The sequence below is a fragment of the Phenylobacterium sp. genome, assembly GCF_019636135.1.
Classification (GTDB): domain Bacteria; phylum Pseudomonadota; class Alphaproteobacteria; order Caulobacterales; family Caulobacteraceae; genus Phenylobacterium.
Window position 1 is genome coordinate 15,688 of sequence record NZ_JAHBYD010000028.1, and the last position, 13,715, is coordinate 29,402.

Below are 13,715 nucleotides of genomic sequence, written 5' to 3' on the forward strand. Positions count from 1 at the left end.
TCGGGGCGCGGTTCCCCTTCCCCGTGAACGGGGAAGGAAGACTAGGACGTGCGGGCGGCGATGAGGCCGAGGAACGCTTCGGCGGTGCGGCCGGCGCCCAGGCCGTCGCAGACGTCGGCGCTGGCGCGGGCGAGCTCGCGGCGCAGGTCGGCGTCCCGCAGCAGGCGGGTGAGCGCGCGGTCGAAGGCGGCGTCGAAGGCGGGGTCCGCGAGGTCGACCACGAGGGCCGCGCCGCGTTCGGCCATGGCCCGGGCGGCGGGACGCTGGTTCTCCGCGAGGACGACCAGCACCGAGGGCAGGCCCAGGACGCAGCGCTCCCACGTGGAGGAGCCCGGCGCGCCGATCCCGATGTCGGCCTCGGCGGTCAGGCGGGCCATGTGCGGCGTGTCGACGTGGAGCGACAGGCGCGGGTCGCGCCGGGCGGTCTTCATGAGGCCCGGCGCGCTGGGGGCCGCGGCGCCCAGGACGATGTCGAGGCCGACGTCCTGCACGCGGGGCCTTACGCGATCGACGATGCGGGCGGTGACGCCGCCGACGTCGGTGAGCCCCATGGCGACGAGGACGCGCTGCACCGGCTCGCCGCGCCAGGCCAGCGCCGGCTCGCGCAGCGCCGCGAATTCGGGGCGGACCGCGGCGAACTCCGGGCCGAGCAGCAGGCGGGTCTCGTCGGAGGTGAGGCCGATGTAGTCCTGGGCGCGGCGCGCGGGGCCGGCGTCGACGACGATGTCGGCGCCCAGGGGACGGTCGGCGAGGTCGTCGATGACCAGGACCGGCCGGTCCCTGGCCATGGCGCGGTGGTCGGGCCCGGAGAGGCCGTAGTGGTCGAAGACGATGGCGTCGAAGCTCTCGCGCACGGCCGCCGCCGCGAGGTCCTCGGCGGGGATGCGGGCGCTGTCGGGCGAGAAGGCGTCCAGCACCTCGGCGAGCGCCGGCGGACCCACGAAGACATAGCTCGCGCCCTGCGCCTCCAGCGCCCTCGCCAGCGTGAGCGAGCGCATGACGTGGCCGCCCCCCACCTGGGGCCCGGCGTCCGCCACGAAGAGGATCCGCGGTCCGGTCATAGCCGCCGATGGCCTCCGAACTGGGCGAGATCGGGGCGGCCGGCGACGAAAACGCGGATGTCGTCGGACGTGAAGGCGGGATTTCCGGGGTAGAGCGCCTCGTAGACGGCCTCGGCGAAGGCGTAGTCGTCGGGGGTGTCGACGGTCCAGCGGATGTCGCCGTCGTCGGCCTTCGGGCTCGCCAGCCAGGCGGCGCGGTAGCCGCGGTCGCCGTGGTAGAGGTCCCAGGTCACGTGCTCGCGGGCCTCGCGGCTGTTGGCCTCGGCGGCGACGCGGCGGAGCGCGGCGGCGGTCATCACCTCGACGTCCTGGCCCTTGGGGTAGCTGAACGTGTCCGGCGTGTTCGAGGTGTAGTCGGCGCCGCTCTCCAGGTGCAGCGCGACGGTGGCGTCGACGACGGCGGGGTCGGCGAGGGGGCAGTCGGCGGTCAGGCGCACGACGTGCTCGGCGGGATGGGCGGCCAGCGCGCCGGCGAAGCGGGCCAGCACGTCGTCCAGCGGGCCGCGGTGGACCGCGACCCCGGCTTCGGCCACCGCTTCGGCCAGGGGGTCGTCGGAGGGCTCGGTGCTGGTCGCGAGCACGAGGCGGCCGAGGCGGGCGCAGCGCTGCAGGCGCTCGATCTGGCGCAGGACCATGGGGCGGCCGCACAGGGGCTTCAACACCTTGCCGGGCAGGCGCGTCGAACTCATCCGGGCCTGGAGGAGCGCGAGGATCATCGGCCCGACATGCGCTGATGCGGCCCAAAAGCAAAGGGCCGCCCCGTGAGGAGCGGCCCTCGCAGTCCGAATCGTCCGGTCGGCTAGACGATGTTGGCTTCGCTGATGTTCGTGAGCGCGCGGCCCACCAGCAGGATCGCCTGGTCGGCGGAGCCGTCCGCGTCCAGGTCGACGAAGAGAGCCACGCCGCCGGCGTAGCTGATCGCGGCGTAGATCACCGTGCCGTCGAGGGCGGTGTCGGCGGCGGCGAGCGCGGCGGCAAAGTCGTTGGCCCCGCCGGCCGCGCCTTCGAAGTAGTTCGCGCCGCTGCCGGCGCCTTGCCCGAAGTCGAAGCTATCCGCGCTGGTGAAGTCGGTGACGCGATCGGCCGCGGCTTCGGTTATGCCCGTGTCGCCGGCGCCGATCACGTAGAGGTTGCTGCCGCCGCCGCCGGTGAACAGGTCGGCTCCGGCGCCGCCCGTGATCGTGTCGTTTCCGCTGCCGCAGACGATGGTGTCGGCGCCGCCGCCGCCGTCGACGGAATTGGCCCCGCCCCCGGCGTTGATCACGTCGGCGCCGGCGCCGGCGCTGATCGTGTCGTTGCCGGCGCCGGTGGTGATGTTGTCGTTGCCGGCGCCGGTGGTGATCTGGTCGGCGCCGCCGCCGCCGGAGACGGTGTTGTTGCCGTCGCCCGCATCGACGGTGTCGTTGCCGGTCCCCATCGTGATGACGTCGTTGCCGGCGCCCGTCGTGACCTGGTCGTTGCCGCCCTGGCCGTTGACGATGTTGTCGCCGCCCGCGTCGGTGACGGTGTCGTCGCCCGCGCCGGCGTTGATGGTGTCGCTGCCCGTGCCCGAGGTGATGCTGTCGTTGCCGGCCCCGCCGTCGAGGATGCTGTCGATCGAGCTGGCCGAGCCGTCGATGGTGTCGTTGCCGAGGTCGCCCGTCACCGAGCCCCGGCCGGTGAAGGTGATGCTGTCGTCGCCGGCGCCGCCGAAGATGATGTCGAGGCCCGCGCCCGAAACGATGGTGTCGCTGCCGGCCCCGCCGCTGATGGTGTCGTTGCCCGCGCCGGTGGTGATGACGTCGTTGCCGCCGCCCGCCGTGACGCTGTTGTTGCCGGCGCCCGCATCGACGACGTTCTCCCCTTCGCCCGCGGCGATGGTGTCGTTGCCGCCCGTGGTGGTGATGACGTCGCTGCCCGCGCCGCCGTTGACGCTGTCGTTGCCGCCGCCGCCGACGAAGGTGTCGTCGCCGTCGCCCAGGTCGGCGACGTCGTTGCCGGCGCCCGAGGTGACCATGTCGGCGCCCGCGCCCATGACGTAGACGGTGCTCAGCCCGGCGCCGGAGACCGTGTCGGCCCCCGAACCGGCCGTGACCGAACCGCCGCCGCCGCCCATCATGATGATGTTGTTGCCCGAGCCGGCGTTGATCGTGTCCATGCCGCCGCCGGCATTGATCGTGTCGTCGCCGGCGTCGGTGTTGATGAGGTCGTCGCCCGCGCCGGACGTCACCCGGTCGTCGCCGGCGCCCGCGTTGATCGTGTTGTCGCCGCCGGTGTCGACGATGGTGTCGTTGCCGGCGCCCGAGTCGATCAGGTCGTTGTCGGCGCCCGCGGTGATGGAGTCCGCGCCGCTGCCGGCCGTGATGGTGTTGGCGCCGGCGCCGCCCTGCAGGGTGTTGTTGCCTTCGCCGCCCGAGATGCTGTCGGCGCCCGTGCCGCCCACGACGCTGTCGTTGCCGGCCCCGGCGAGGACGATGTTGGCGCCCGCGCCCGTCGTGATGGTGTCGTCGCCGGCGCCGCCGTCGATGGTGTCGTTGCCCGTGCCGCCGACGATGCTGTCGGCGCCGTCGCCGCCGTCGAGCGAGTCGGCGCCTGCGCCGCCGCCGTCGAGGGTGTCGTTACCCTCCTGGCCCTGCAGGACATCGGAGCCCGCACCGCCCAGGATGCTGTCGTCGCCGAGGTTGCCCAGCATGAAATCGGCGCCGCCGCCGCCGCTGATCGTGTCGTTGCCCTGGCCGCCGAGGAGGAGGTCGGCGCCCGAACCGCCGAGGATGCTGTCGTCGCCGAGGTTGCCCTGGGCGAACTGCCGCAGGTCGACCGTGCCGCCCGCGCCGGTGCTGATCGTGTCGTTGTCGCGGCCGCCGTAGATCACGTCGAGGCCGTCGCCGCCGATCAGGATGTCGTCACCCTGGTTGCCCTGCAGCACGTCGTTGCCGTCGCCGCCGTCGAGGGTGTCGTTGCCGGCGCCGCCGTAGAGGCCGTCCGCCGCCGCGGTGCCCAGCCGGGTGTCGTCGCCGATAGTCCCGACGAACAGCATCGAACTGTCCGGGAACACGAAGTCGGATTCGCTGAGGCCGCCCTGGCGCAGGCCGCCGGGATCGTTGAAGGTCAGGGCCTTGAAGGGCGCGTTCAGGGTGATGTAGTCGGGCGAGTTCACCGTGAAGGGGACGAAGATCACCGCCACCTGCGCGGCCGAGAGCCCCGCGGTCGTGAAGACGATCTGGTCGGTGGCAAACTGGTAGCCGAGCGCCTCGGCAGGCGTCATGGTCTCGAAGAAGAACGTCGCCACTGTGCGGCCCCCAAAAAACGAATCAGGTTGGTGTCCCTAGGCCGGGATCGTATCTACAATTCCTTAGCTAAGGTTACCGAGACGGGCCGCTCCGGCAAGAAACCATTGCCTCAGGGCGGGCATGGCGCCGTGATCAGGGCGACCCGTCGTATCGGCGCAACAGTTCGCGCGCCGCCCGGTCGGTCTCCACCAGCGGCGGATAGGGCGCCGATGTCAGGTCGCCGACGAAGGGCGCCGCGACGCCGCGCCGCGCCAGTTCGGCGTGGAAGCGGGCAAGCTTGGCGCTATGTCCTTGCATCGGAAGAACAAAGATCGGCCGCCCCGTCGCGGCCGCGTCCGTGGCGAGGTTCGTGGAGTCTTCCGTGACGAGGATCGCGTCGGCCGCGGCGAGGTACGCGAAGTAGGGGTTTTCGCCCGTCCCGTCCCAGATCACGCCGGGCAGGCCGGCCAGCGTGGCGGTCATGGCCTCGCGCGCGGGCGCGGGCGTGCGCCGGGTGAAGCTGACCATCACGGAGCCGCCGGCCGCGTTAACGGATCGCGCGATACCGGCCGCCATTTCGGCCGCCTTGCCGCGCGGCAGGTCGTGCGCCCTGGACCTGCCGCCGACGATCACGGCCACGCGCGGGCGGGGCAGGGCGTCCAACTGCTCGGCGAACCTGGCGTGCTCGACGGCGAGGCGCTCGGGCGTGATGCGGTTGGGCGCGCCCAGGATCGGGAAGACATTGGGGCCCGAGAGCTGGTCGTGCTCGGGCGGGATGACCAGGTCGAAGCGGTCCAGGGGCGCCTTCGGGTCCTGGGTCTGCACGACGAAGGTCTTGCCGGCGGCGCGCTTCAGCATGCGGGTCGAAAGCGGCAGGGTCGCGCGGCCGGCAGCGATCCAGATATCCGGGTAGGGTGGCCCGACGGGGTCGCCCGCCTGCGCGCCGGGGGGGATCAGCCGCCAGGGCAGGCGGCCGAGGCCATGGGACCAGCCGATCCGCTTGGGCGTGATGAGGGCGGGGCGGATGCGCGCCACCGCCTCGGCGAGGCCCAGGGCCTGGGCCTCGATGCCGGCGCGTCCGTCGGAGACGGCCCAGATCCGTAAGGGACGCCCGCCTTCGGCCATCGGGAGCGGGTCAGACCCACTCCACCTTGGTGATCTCGTAGGCCTTCGCGCCGCTGGGGGTGATCACTTCCACCACGTCGCCGGTCTCCTTGCCGATGATCGCGCGCGCGATCGGCGAGGTGATGGAGACGCGGCCACGCTTCACGTCGGCCTCGTGCTCGCCGACGATCTGGTAGCGGGCCTCTTCCTCGGTGTCCTCGTCGACCACCGAGACGGTGGCGCCGAACTTCACCTGGCTGCCGGACAGCTTGGACACGTCGATGACCTGCGCGCGGGCCATCTTGTCCTCGATGTCGGCGATCGTGCCCTCGATCCAGCCCTGCCGCTCCTTGGCGGCATGGTACTCGGCGTTCTCCGAAAGGTCGCCGTGCGCGCGGGCTTCCGAGATGGCCGCGATCACGGCGGGCCGCTCGATCGTCTTCAAACGCTTCAGGTCTTCGTCGAGAGCCTTGTAGCCCTCGGCGGTCATCGGAACTTTTTCCATCGGGACTCGAAGTTCGCCTTGGTTATCCCCAACCCGGCCGCGGGCGCACGCGCCCCGGGGGCAGAGACATTAGAATTGTGCGCCGCAAAAATCAAGATCGCGGATCGGTCAGCTCCAGCGCCGCGACCAGCCCGGGGCGATTGTCGCCCAACACCAGCCGCCCGCCATGAAGCTTGGCGCAAGCCGCCACGAGCGCAAGCCCCAAGCCGGATCCGGACGTGGTCCGGGCGGCTTCCAGACGCACGAACCGCTCCTGCACCCGGCCGAGCTGGTCGCTGGGCACGCCGGGGCCGTCGTCGGCGACGACCACCCGCGCGCGGCCGAGGCCCGATTCCTCGACGCACACCTTCACCGTCGCGCCGGGCCCCGCATGGATCACGGCATTGTGCAGCAGGTTGCCGACGGCTTGCCGCAGGAGGGCCGGATGCACGCGGGCCAGCACCGGCGTCTGCGGGGCTTCGGCCACCAGGGTCTGGCCGGCGTCCTCGAGGACCGGCTCGAACAGCTCGGCGAGGTCCAGCACCAGGCCCGCCAGATCGACGCGCCGCATGTTCTCGCGCGAGAGGCCGCTCTCGGCGTGGGCGATGTCGAGGAGGGCGTTCAGCGTCGCGAGCACCTGGTCGGCCTCGGCCTGGGCGTCACCGATGGCCTGGGCGCGCAGGCTGGGCGGCGCCTCGGGGTCGGCGGCGCGGGAGAGCGCGCCCTTCATCCGCGTCAGCGGCGAGCGCAGGTCGTGGGCGATGGAGTCGGTGACGGTGCGCATGCCGGTCATCAGCTCCTCGATGCGGGTCAGCATGTGGTTCACGGCCGCGCCGAGGTCGTCGAAGACGTCGCCCTTGTGGTGGACGGGGGCGCGGGCCGAGAGGTCGCCGCCGGCGATCCGCTCGGCGGTGTGGGCGATGGCGCGCGTGCGGCGCAGCAGCATGGCGTTGAGGCCGAAGCCGCCCGCTGCGGCGCCGAGCGCGGTGAGCAGCACCGCCAGCGCCGAGCCCCGGAACACGGCGTCGCGCAGGGTGTCGCGGGCCGACAGGTCCTCGGCGACGATGAGCGTGTAGCCGCCGCCCAGCGGCTGGGCGAGCACATGCCAGAGCTTCCGGGGCGAGGAGTCCGGCTCGACCACCGTGCGCCAGCCGGTGTCGGGCGCGTCCAGGGAACTCACCACGTCGGCGCCGGCCAGCATGCGGCCGCGCTCGTCCTCCAGGGCGTAGCGGAAGCCGTCGGCGGAGCCCACCCGCGCCTGGCGGTTCAGCGCCTTGGCCAACCCCCGCACGCCCTCGTCCCGGGCGAAGGCCACGAAGTAGTCGCGGGCCGAGGTGGCCATGGCCGTCTGCTGGCGCGCGATCGCCCGCTCGCCGGCGCGGTCGACCAGCAGGAGCCCGAGGACGACGGCGGCCAACGCCACCAGCGCGGCCACCGCGGGCCAGATCCAGGGCCTCAGCCTCATCGCGCCTCCCGGCGAGGTGGAAGGCGGTTCGCCGCCCGGGAGGCGCGACGAGCAAGAGAAGGGAGCGCCTTCCGGGCGCAAAAGCGGTCTCCACTCTTGCTGAAGGCGCTCACGGGTGCGTGGAGAGGCGGTAGCCCGAGCCGCGCACGGTATGCAGCAGCGGCGTCTCGAAACCCTCGTCGATCTTCTTGCGCAGGCGGCTGACGTGGGTGTCGATCAGGCTGGTGTGCGGGTCGAAGCGATAGTCCCAGAGCTCCTCCAGCATCATGGTGCGGGTCACCACGCGGTCCTTGTGGCGCAGCAGGTGCTCCAGCAGCTTGAACTCGCGGGGCAGGAGGTCGAGCCGGCGGCCGGCGCGGGTGACGCGGCGGGTCAGGAGATCCATCGCGAGGTCGCCGCAGGCCAGGCTGACGACCTCCTGCCGCGTCGCCGGCCGGCGCAGCATCGCCGCGAGGCGGGCCGACAGCTCGGAGAAGGCGAACGGCTTGGCGAGATAGTCGTCCCCCCCGGCCCGAAGGCCGCGCACCCGCTCGTCCAACTGGCCGAGCGCGGAGAGGATGATCAGCGGCGTGTGTACGTCGGCGGCGCGCAGCGCCTTGACCACGGAGAGGCCGTCCATGCCGGGCAGCATCCGGTCGAGGATCACGGCGTCGAAATCGGCGGAGCTGGCGAGGTAGAGGGCGTCGCGGCCGTCGGCCACGTGCTCGACGGTGTAGCCCTCCTGGCGCAGGCCGTTCAGGAGGGACTCGGCGGTCCCGCCGTCGTCCTCCACCACGAGGATCTTCGCGCCCATGGCGGCTCCTCAAGTTCGGCTGGCCGGCGTCCCGGTGGGACGAAAAAGCGGCGGGCGCCCGGATGGGGGACGCGATGCGCCCGCCGCCGCCCCCCTCAGCCGGTGCTCCGCACACAAACGCAAGATGCGGCCGGCCAAGAGAAAGTCTCGTCGTCAGATGGCGATCAGCCCTTCGCGCAGGCGGCCATGAAGGCCTTGCGGGTCTGGGTGTGCTTCTTCTCGGCCTTCCACTGCTTGGCGCAGTCGGAGGCCTTCGAATCGGCGGCGGCCGCGGCGGCGGGCTGCGCCGTCGCAGGCGTGGACTTGGTGGCGGCCAGAGCCTGGGCGCCGCCGCACAGCGACAGGACCAGCGCCGAGGAGATGAGGATCTTGCGCATGGGTTGGGGGTCTCCCTTCACGTCCGCCCTGGCGGCGGCTGGGGACATCTGACCCGGACGGGCTGGCGCTGTTCTGACCGCCGCCTCGCAAATCTGTAAGGTTGGCCCCTGAGCCTTCGGCGGTTCGCTTGAACCGTCGAAGGCTCAGGACCTTTGCTTGAAGAATATGCAGGAGAGCGCCATGGCCGCGAAGCGCGGGATCACCCTCTACCACTCGCCGGCCAGCCGGGCCTTCGTCGCCTACTGGATGCTGGAGGAACTGGGCGTCCCCTTCGACGTGCGGACCGTCGACATCCGCAAGGGCGAGCAGAAGGCGCCCTGGTACCTGAAGCTGAACCCGGCCGGGAAGGTGCCCACGCTGACCGACGGCGAGGCGGTGGTGAGCGAGAACCCCGCCATCGCCATCTACCTGGCCGACCGCTACAGCTATGGCGGTCTCGCGCCGCGGATCGAGGATCCGAAGCGCGGCGCCTACCTCAAGTGGATGGTGTTCGCGAGCGCGGTGGTCGACCCTGTTGCGTCCCTGCACGCGAGCGACATCGACCTGCCGGGCTATTCCCACAGCTTCGGGACCTTCGACGATATGGTGCAGGTGCTGATCGGCGCGCTCGACGGGCGCGAGCACCTGCTGGGCGAGGCGTTCTCCGCCGCGGACGTGGTGCTGGGCGGGGCGGTCAGCTTCCTGATGTTCCGCAAGGTGCTGCCCGAGCACCCGGCGCTGGTGGACTACAACCACCGCCTCACCGCCCGCGACGCCTACCAGCGCGCCGCCGACGCCACCTGGCCGCCGGACCTGTTCCAGCGGGGCTAGTCGAAGGCCTCGGACCAGTTCCGGCCTGCGCGGAAGATGCGGACGACGGAGACCGTCGTTTCCTCGACGAGGAACGCGATGGTCAGGCGTCCCTCGAAGCCAACGGTCCGTAGGCCTGGCCTGATCTCGTTGCGCAGGGTCCCTCGATGCGAACCGACGTCCAGCCGAGAGATGTAATCCTCGACGCGCCGGACATAGTTCACAGCGACGTCCACCGATGCTTCGTCGGCGATCCATTGGGCGATTTCGTCTAGGTCCTTCTGCGCACGCAGGCGCAGGACCACCTTGCGGCGGATCATCTCCCGTCTTTACGACGCGCTTCCAGGCGGGCGCGAATTTCAGCAAACGCTTGCTCCACGGGAATCCCACGCGACGGATCGGCCATCATCGCATCGTACTCGGGCGCGACCTCCTCGCGCAGCCAGCGTTCGATGGCCGCGTCGCGCTCCTTGAGGGCCCTGAGGCCGTCGCGGACGACCTCGCTGGCCGAGGCGTAGTCGCCGGAAGCGACCTTGGCGTCGATGTATTCGGCCTGCTCCTCGGCGAGGCTGAAGGTGCGCTTCTGGACGTTTGCCATGCGATCCGCTCCGGTGTGACACCTTCATACCGCACGGGCCGGTCGACTTCAAATCCGGCGGCCCGGCATCTCGCCCCCTTCGTCTCAACTTTCGCTGATGATCGCGCCTTCGAGCTCGGCCGGACCGGGGGTCTCGAAGACGCCTTCGACGAACTCGAACATGTCGGGCGTGACCTCGATGGCGAAGTTCTCGCCGCGCACGACGTTGCGTTCGGCCACCCGGGCCCGGCGCACGTCCGGGCTGGCGGTGACGAAGTGGAACTGCAGCGGCAGACCGGCGGCCTCCGCGATCTCGCGCACCCGATCGCGGTCGGCGCGGCGCATCAGGCCGATGTCGAGGATCACCGGCGTACCGGTCGCCAGGACGCCGGCCGCGGTCGACCAGATCTGGGTCTCGCAGCGCTGCACCCGCTCGATCATCCAGTCGTATTCGATGGGGTCGGGCATGTCGGGCGCGAAGAGGCGCGCCATCCACTCGTCGAGGATGAAGGCCACGGCGCCTTCCCGGCGCGCGAACGCGTGGGCGTAGGTCGTCTTGCCGGCGCCGGAGGGGCCGAAGATCGCATGCAGGGTCGCGGGAGACGTCATGGCCGCGATCTAGCTCGACGCCATGGATATAGCCACCGGGAGCGGCGCCGGCTTCGGCCTGACGCGGTTCCCGGTCAGCTCGGGGCCAGCCGCACCGGAACCGATTTGTAGGCGGGGGTGCCGCTGCGCCGGTCGTGGTCGGCCAGGGCCACGAGGCCGTTGGTCTCGGGATAGTAAGCGGCCACGCAGCCGCGGGGGATGTCGCGGGCGACGGCCGTGAAGCCGCGGACGGCGCGGGCGCCGTCGCCGTCGTCGAAGGCGGCGACGAGGTCGATCCGGTCGCCCGATGCGACGCCGCGGGCGGCGAGGTCGTCCGGATGGACGAAGACCACGTCGCGGCGGCCGAACACGCCGCGGTAGCGGTCGTCCAGGCCGTAGACGGTGGTGTTGTACTGGTCGTGGCTGCGCAGGGTGGTGAGGATCAGGACGTCGGGATCGCCGCGGCGCAGATCGTGGCCGTCCTCGGGGTGCGGCAGCAGGCCCGCCTTGCCGCTGGCGGTGTTCCAGACCCGCTCGGCGGTCGGCAAGGGCAGGCGGAAGCCGCCGGGAACCCGGATGCGGTCGTTGTAGCCGGCGAAGGTGTCGGGGAGGACCGCTTCGATCAGGTCGCGGATGCGGTCGTAGTCGGCTGAGAGGGCGTCCCAGTCGACGGGGTCCGTGGCGCCGAACAGCGCCTTGCCGATCTCGCAGACGATGGCCACCTCGGACTTCAGGTCGGGCGAGGCCGGCGGGTTCAGGCCCTTCGAGGCGTGGACCATCGACATGGAGTCCTCGACCGTCACCGCCTGGCGCCCGCCCGCCTGCTCGTCGATCTCGGTGCGGCCGAGGCAGGGCAGGACGAGGCTTTCCGCGCCCGGCAGCAGGTGGGTGCGGTTCAGCTTGGTGGCGACATGGACGGTCAGGCCGACCTTGCGCATGGCGGCATGGGTGCGCGCCGGGTCCGGCGCGGCGACGGCGAAGTTGCCGCCCAGGCCCATGAAGACCCGCACCTCGCCGCGCTCCATGGCGGCGATGGTCTCGACGACGGTGTGGCCGTGCGCCCGCGGCGAGGCGAAGCCGAAGGTGCGGTCCATGCCGTCGAGGAAGGCCGCGCCGGGCTTCTCCCAGATGCCGACGGTGCGGTTGCCCTGGACGTTGGAGTGGCCGCGCAGCGGGCAGATGCCGGCGCCGGGCCGGCCGATGTTGCCGCGCAGGAGGAGCAGGTTGACGAGCTGCTGCACGGCGAAGGTGGCGTTCAGATGCTGGGTCAGCCCCATGCCGTAGCAGAGGATGACCGCATTGGCCCCGGCATAGGTCCGCGCGGCGCCCTCGATCCCGGCGCGCGTGAGGCCCGAGCGCGCCTCGATCGACGCCCAGTCGAGCCCGTCGAGCTGGGCCTTGAGCGCGTCGAATCCCGTCGTGTGCTCGGCGATGAAGGCATGATCCAGCGCGTCCCAGGCGACGATCGCCTTCATCATGCCCTGCACCAGCGCCACGTCGCCGCCGACCGCGACCTGATAGTAGGCCGAGGCGATGGGCGTGGACGACAGCGTCGCCATCTGCACCGGGCTCTGCGGCGAGGCGAAGCGTTCGAGCGCGCGTTCCTTCAGCGGATTGAACACCAGGATCGGCGCCCCGCGGCGGGCCACGTCGCGCAGCGTCGCCATCATCCGCGGATGGTTGGTGCCGGGGTTGTGGCCGAACGACAGGATCAGGTCGGCGTGGTCGAAGTCCTCCAGGCTGACCGAGCCCTTCCCCAGGCCGATCTGCTCCGGCAGGCCGACGCTGGTGGGCTCGTGGCACATGTTGGAGCAGTCGGGGAAGTTGTTGGTGCCGACGCGCCGGCCCAGGAGCTGGTAGAGGAACGCCGCTTCGTTGGACGCGCGGCCCGAGGCGTAGAACTCGGCCTGGTCCGGATGGTCGAGCGCCTTCAGCGCCGCGGCGATGCGTTCGAAGGCGGCGTCCCAGGCGATCGGCAGGTAGCGGTCGGAGGCCGCGTCGTAGGCCAGCGGGTGGGTGAGGCGGCCGGCGTCCTCGATGACGTGGTCGCTCCAGGTCCTGAGCTCGGCCAGCGTATGGGCCGAGATCAGCTCGGGCGTGGCGCGCTTGCTGGTGGCCTCCCAGGCCACGGCCTTCGCGCCGTTCTCGCAGAACTCGAACGACGAGGTGTGCTTCGGGTCGGGCCAGGCGCACCCGGGGCAGTCGAAGCCCTCGGGCTTGTTGGCGCGCATCAGCGTGCGGCCGCCTTCGAGGACGGTGTGCTGCCCCGCCAGCGCCTCGCCCACGGCCTTCAGGGCGCCCCAGCCGCCGGCGGGCTGGTCGTAGCGGTGGACTCCGGGAATCTTGCGCTCAGACATGGGCGGTCTCGCGGGCGTCGGGCGCCACGCGCTCGGCGCGGCTGAAGACGGTGTGGCCGTCGGCGCGGGCCAGCGCCACCAGCGTGACGCCGGCGGCTTCGGCGCGCTGGATCGCGAGCGCGGTGGGCGCCGAGATCGCCACGATCATGGGCGCTCCGAAGCGGGCGGTCTTCTCGACCATCTCGAACGAGCAGCGGCTGGTGACCACGACGAAGCCTTCGGCCGGGTCCGCCGCCGCGGCGAGCAGGGCGCCGCCCAGCTTGTCGAGCGCGTTGTGGCGGCCGACATCCTCGCGCACGAGGCCGAGGGTCCCGTCCGGCGCGGCGAAGGCGGCGGCGTGGGTGGCGCGGGTCTCGCGGCCCAGCGGCTGGGCGTCGTCGAGCGCGGCGACGGCCCGCCGGATCGCCTCGGCGTCGAACGTCGGGGCGCCGGCGACGCGGGGCGTCGGCCGCATCGCCTCCTCCAGCCGCTCCACCCCGCAGAGCCCGCAGCCCGTGCGGCCTTCGATGGAGCGGCCCCGGGGCGCGGCGACGGCGCCGTCCAGGCGGACGTCGGCGGTGACGCCCAGGTCGTGGACCTCGACGGCCACGTCGCGGATGCGGGCGAAGGCGGCGACTCCTTCGCTCACCGTGAAGCCGATGGCGAGGTCCGTGACGTCGCGCGGGGTCGCCATCAGCACGGCATAGGGCTCGCCGTCGAACGACAGCGCCACGGCCGTCTCGGCGGGTACGCCGCGGGCGATGTCGCGCATGCCGTCCGCGCGCCAGGCGCGGGCGGGCGCTTGCTGCACGGGCGAGGGCAGGGGGCGGGCGGTCATGGGGTGCAGCTTCTTACCGACCCCACCGATTGTCATCCCGGTTTTGGCAAAGCC

Annotated in this window: 14 protein-coding genes; 1 reads left to right on the forward strand and 13 read right to left on the reverse strand. The window is 71.9% G+C overall.

Features of this window, described 5'->3' with window-relative positions; all coding sequences use genetic code 11:
* Positions 1-41: 41 nt before the first annotated feature.
* The 8 genes from pseG to KF737_RS17700 all read right to left on the reverse strand — a co-directional run bounded on the left by pseG (position 42) and on the right by KF737_RS17700 (position 8,532).
* On the reverse strand, positions 42-1,061 hold the full coding sequence (gene pseG / locus KF737_RS17665; protein ID WP_296457959.1) for a UDP-2,4-diacetamido-2,4,6-trideoxy-beta-L-altropyranose hydrolase: 1,020 nt from the start codon (positions 1,059-1,061) through the stop codon (positions 42-44).
* Positions 1,058-1,777 carry a glycosyltransferase family protein gene (locus KF737_RS17670; protein WP_296457962.1) on the reverse strand — a complete coding sequence of 240 codons (720 nt, stop codon included), beginning with the start codon at positions 1,775-1,777 and terminating at the stop codon, positions 1,058-1,060. The genes pseG and KF737_RS17670 overlap by 4 nt, the downstream gene beginning before the upstream one ends.
* Before the next feature lie 83 nt (positions 1,778-1,860).
* Positions 1,861-4,329 (reverse strand): calcium-binding protein, encoded by a 2,469-nt coding sequence (locus tag KF737_RS17675; protein WP_296457965.1) that lies wholly within the window; start codon positions 4,327-4,329, stop codon positions 1,861-1,863.
* A 133-nt stretch (positions 4,330-4,462) separates the two neighbouring features.
* Positions 4,463-5,434: a mitochondrial fission ELM1 family protein gene (locus tag KF737_RS17680; RefSeq protein ID WP_296457969.1), complete on the reverse strand. Its 972-nt coding sequence runs from the start codon at positions 5,432-5,434 to the stop codon at positions 4,463-4,465.
* A gap of 10 nt (positions 5,435-5,444) precedes the next feature.
* The gene (greA, locus tag KF737_RS17685) at positions 5,445-5,918 is read right to left on the reverse strand and encodes a transcription elongation factor GreA (protein ID WP_296457972.1); all 474 of its coding nucleotides are present in this window, start codon (positions 5,916-5,918) and stop codon (positions 5,445-5,447) included.
* 91 nt (positions 5,919-6,009) lie between these two features.
* Positions 6,010-7,362, reverse strand: coding sequence for a HAMP domain-containing sensor histidine kinase (locus KF737_RS17690; protein ID WP_296457975.1), 1,353 nt, complete (start codon positions 7,360-7,362; stop codon positions 6,010-6,012).
* 109 nt (positions 7,363-7,471) lie between these two features.
* Positions 7,472-8,155 carry a response regulator transcription factor gene (locus KF737_RS17695; RefSeq protein ID WP_296457977.1) on the reverse strand — a complete coding sequence of 228 codons (684 nt, stop codon included), beginning with the start codon at positions 8,153-8,155 and terminating at the stop codon, positions 7,472-7,474.
* Positions 8,156-8,319: 164 nt separating this feature from the next.
* Positions 8,320-8,532: a hypothetical protein gene (locus KF737_RS17700; RefSeq protein WP_296457978.1), complete on the reverse strand. Its 213-nt coding sequence runs from the start codon at positions 8,530-8,532 to the stop codon at positions 8,320-8,322.
* A 181-nt stretch (positions 8,533-8,713) separates the two neighbouring features.
* Between KF737_RS17700 and KF737_RS17705 the strand changes: the two genes are divergently transcribed.
* Positions 8,714-9,343, forward strand: a complete 630-nt coding sequence (locus tag KF737_RS17705) for a glutathione S-transferase family protein (RefSeq protein ID WP_296457981.1) — start codon at positions 8,714-8,716, stop codon at positions 9,341-9,343.
* On the opposite strand, the gene KF737_RS17710 is transcribed toward KF737_RS17705, so the two are convergent.
* From KF737_RS17710 to fdhD, 5 genes are all read right to left on the reverse strand, one after another.
* A complete protein-coding gene (locus KF737_RS17710; protein ID WP_296457984.1) occupies positions 9,340-9,642 on the reverse strand; it encodes a type II toxin-antitoxin system RelE/ParE family toxin in 303 nt (100 codons plus the stop codon). The genes KF737_RS17705 and KF737_RS17710 overlap by 4 nt on opposite strands.
* A complete protein-coding gene (locus KF737_RS17715; RefSeq protein WP_296457987.1) occupies positions 9,639-9,920 on the reverse strand; it encodes a type II toxin-antitoxin system ParD family antitoxin in 282 nt (93 codons plus the stop codon). Before KF737_RS17715 ends, KF737_RS17710 begins: the two co-directional genes overlap by 4 nt.
* Positions 9,921-10,004: 84 nt before the next feature.
* Positions 10,005-10,508 (reverse strand): ATP-binding protein, encoded by a 504-nt coding sequence (locus KF737_RS17720; protein ID WP_296457990.1) that lies wholly within the window; start codon positions 10,506-10,508, stop codon positions 10,005-10,007.
* 74 nt (positions 10,509-10,582) lie between these two features.
* On the reverse strand, positions 10,583-12,844 hold the full coding sequence (locus KF737_RS17725; RefSeq protein ID WP_296457992.1) for an FdhF/YdeP family oxidoreductase: 2,262 nt from the start codon (positions 12,842-12,844) through the stop codon (positions 10,583-10,585).
* Entirely contained in the window at positions 12,837-13,661 is an 825-nt protein-coding gene (gene fdhD / locus KF737_RS17730; RefSeq protein WP_296457995.1) for a formate dehydrogenase accessory sulfurtransferase FdhD, read from the reverse strand. The genes KF737_RS17725 and fdhD overlap by 8 nt, the downstream gene beginning before the upstream one ends.
* Positions 13,662-13,715: the final 54 nt, after the last annotated feature.

What these genes read in the sequence shown, in the direction of transcription:
- pseG (WP_296457959.1), bottom strand. Translation starts at nt 1,061, where the DNA reads ATGACCGGACCGCGGATCCTCTTCGTGGCGGACGCCGGGCCCCAGGTG.
- KF737_RS17670 (WP_296457962.1), bottom strand. Translation starts at nt 1,777, where the DNA reads ATGATCCTCGCGCTCCTCCAGGCCCGGATGAGTTCGACGCGCCTGCCC.
- KF737_RS17680 (WP_296457969.1), bottom strand. Translation starts at nt 5,434, where the DNA reads ATGGCCGAAGGCGGGCGTCCCTTACGGATCTGGGCCGTCTCCGACGGA.
- greA (WP_296457972.1), bottom strand. Translation starts at nt 5,918, where the DNA reads ATGGAAAAAGTTCCGATGACCGCCGAGGGCTACAAGGCTCTCGACGAA.
- KF737_RS17690 (WP_296457975.1), bottom strand. Translation starts at nt 7,362, where the DNA reads ATGAGGCTGAGGCCCTGGATCTGGCCCGCGGTGGCCGCGCTGGTGGCG.
- KF737_RS17695 (WP_296457977.1), bottom strand. Translation starts at nt 8,155, where the DNA reads ATGGGCGCGAAGATCCTCGTGGTGGAGGACGACGGCGGGACCGCCGAG.
- KF737_RS17700 (WP_296457978.1), bottom strand. Translation starts at nt 8,532, where the DNA reads ATGCGCAAGATCCTCATCTCCTCGGCGCTGGTCCTGTCGCTGTGCGGC.
- KF737_RS17705 (WP_296457981.1), top strand. Translation starts at nt 8,714, where the DNA reads ATGGCCGCGAAGCGCGGGATCACCCTCTACCACTCGCCGGCCAGCCGG.
- KF737_RS17710 (WP_296457984.1), bottom strand. Translation starts at nt 9,642, where the DNA reads ATGATCCGCCGCAAGGTGGTCCTGCGCCTGCGTGCGCAGAAGGACCTA.
- KF737_RS17715 (WP_296457987.1), bottom strand. Translation starts at nt 9,920, where the DNA reads ATGGCAAACGTCCAGAAGCGCACCTTCAGCCTCGCCGAGGAGCAGGCC.
- KF737_RS17720 (WP_296457990.1), bottom strand. Translation starts at nt 10,508, where the DNA reads ATGACGTCTCCCGCGACCCTGCATGCGATCTTCGGCCCCTCCGGCGCC.
- KF737_RS17725 (WP_296457992.1), bottom strand. Translation starts at nt 12,844, where the DNA reads ATGTCTGAGCGCAAGATTCCCGGAGTCCACCGCTACGACCAGCCCGCC.
- fdhD (WP_296457995.1), bottom strand. Translation starts at nt 13,661, where the DNA reads ATGACCGCCCGCCCCCTGCCCTCGCCCGTGCAGCAAGCGCCCGCCCGC.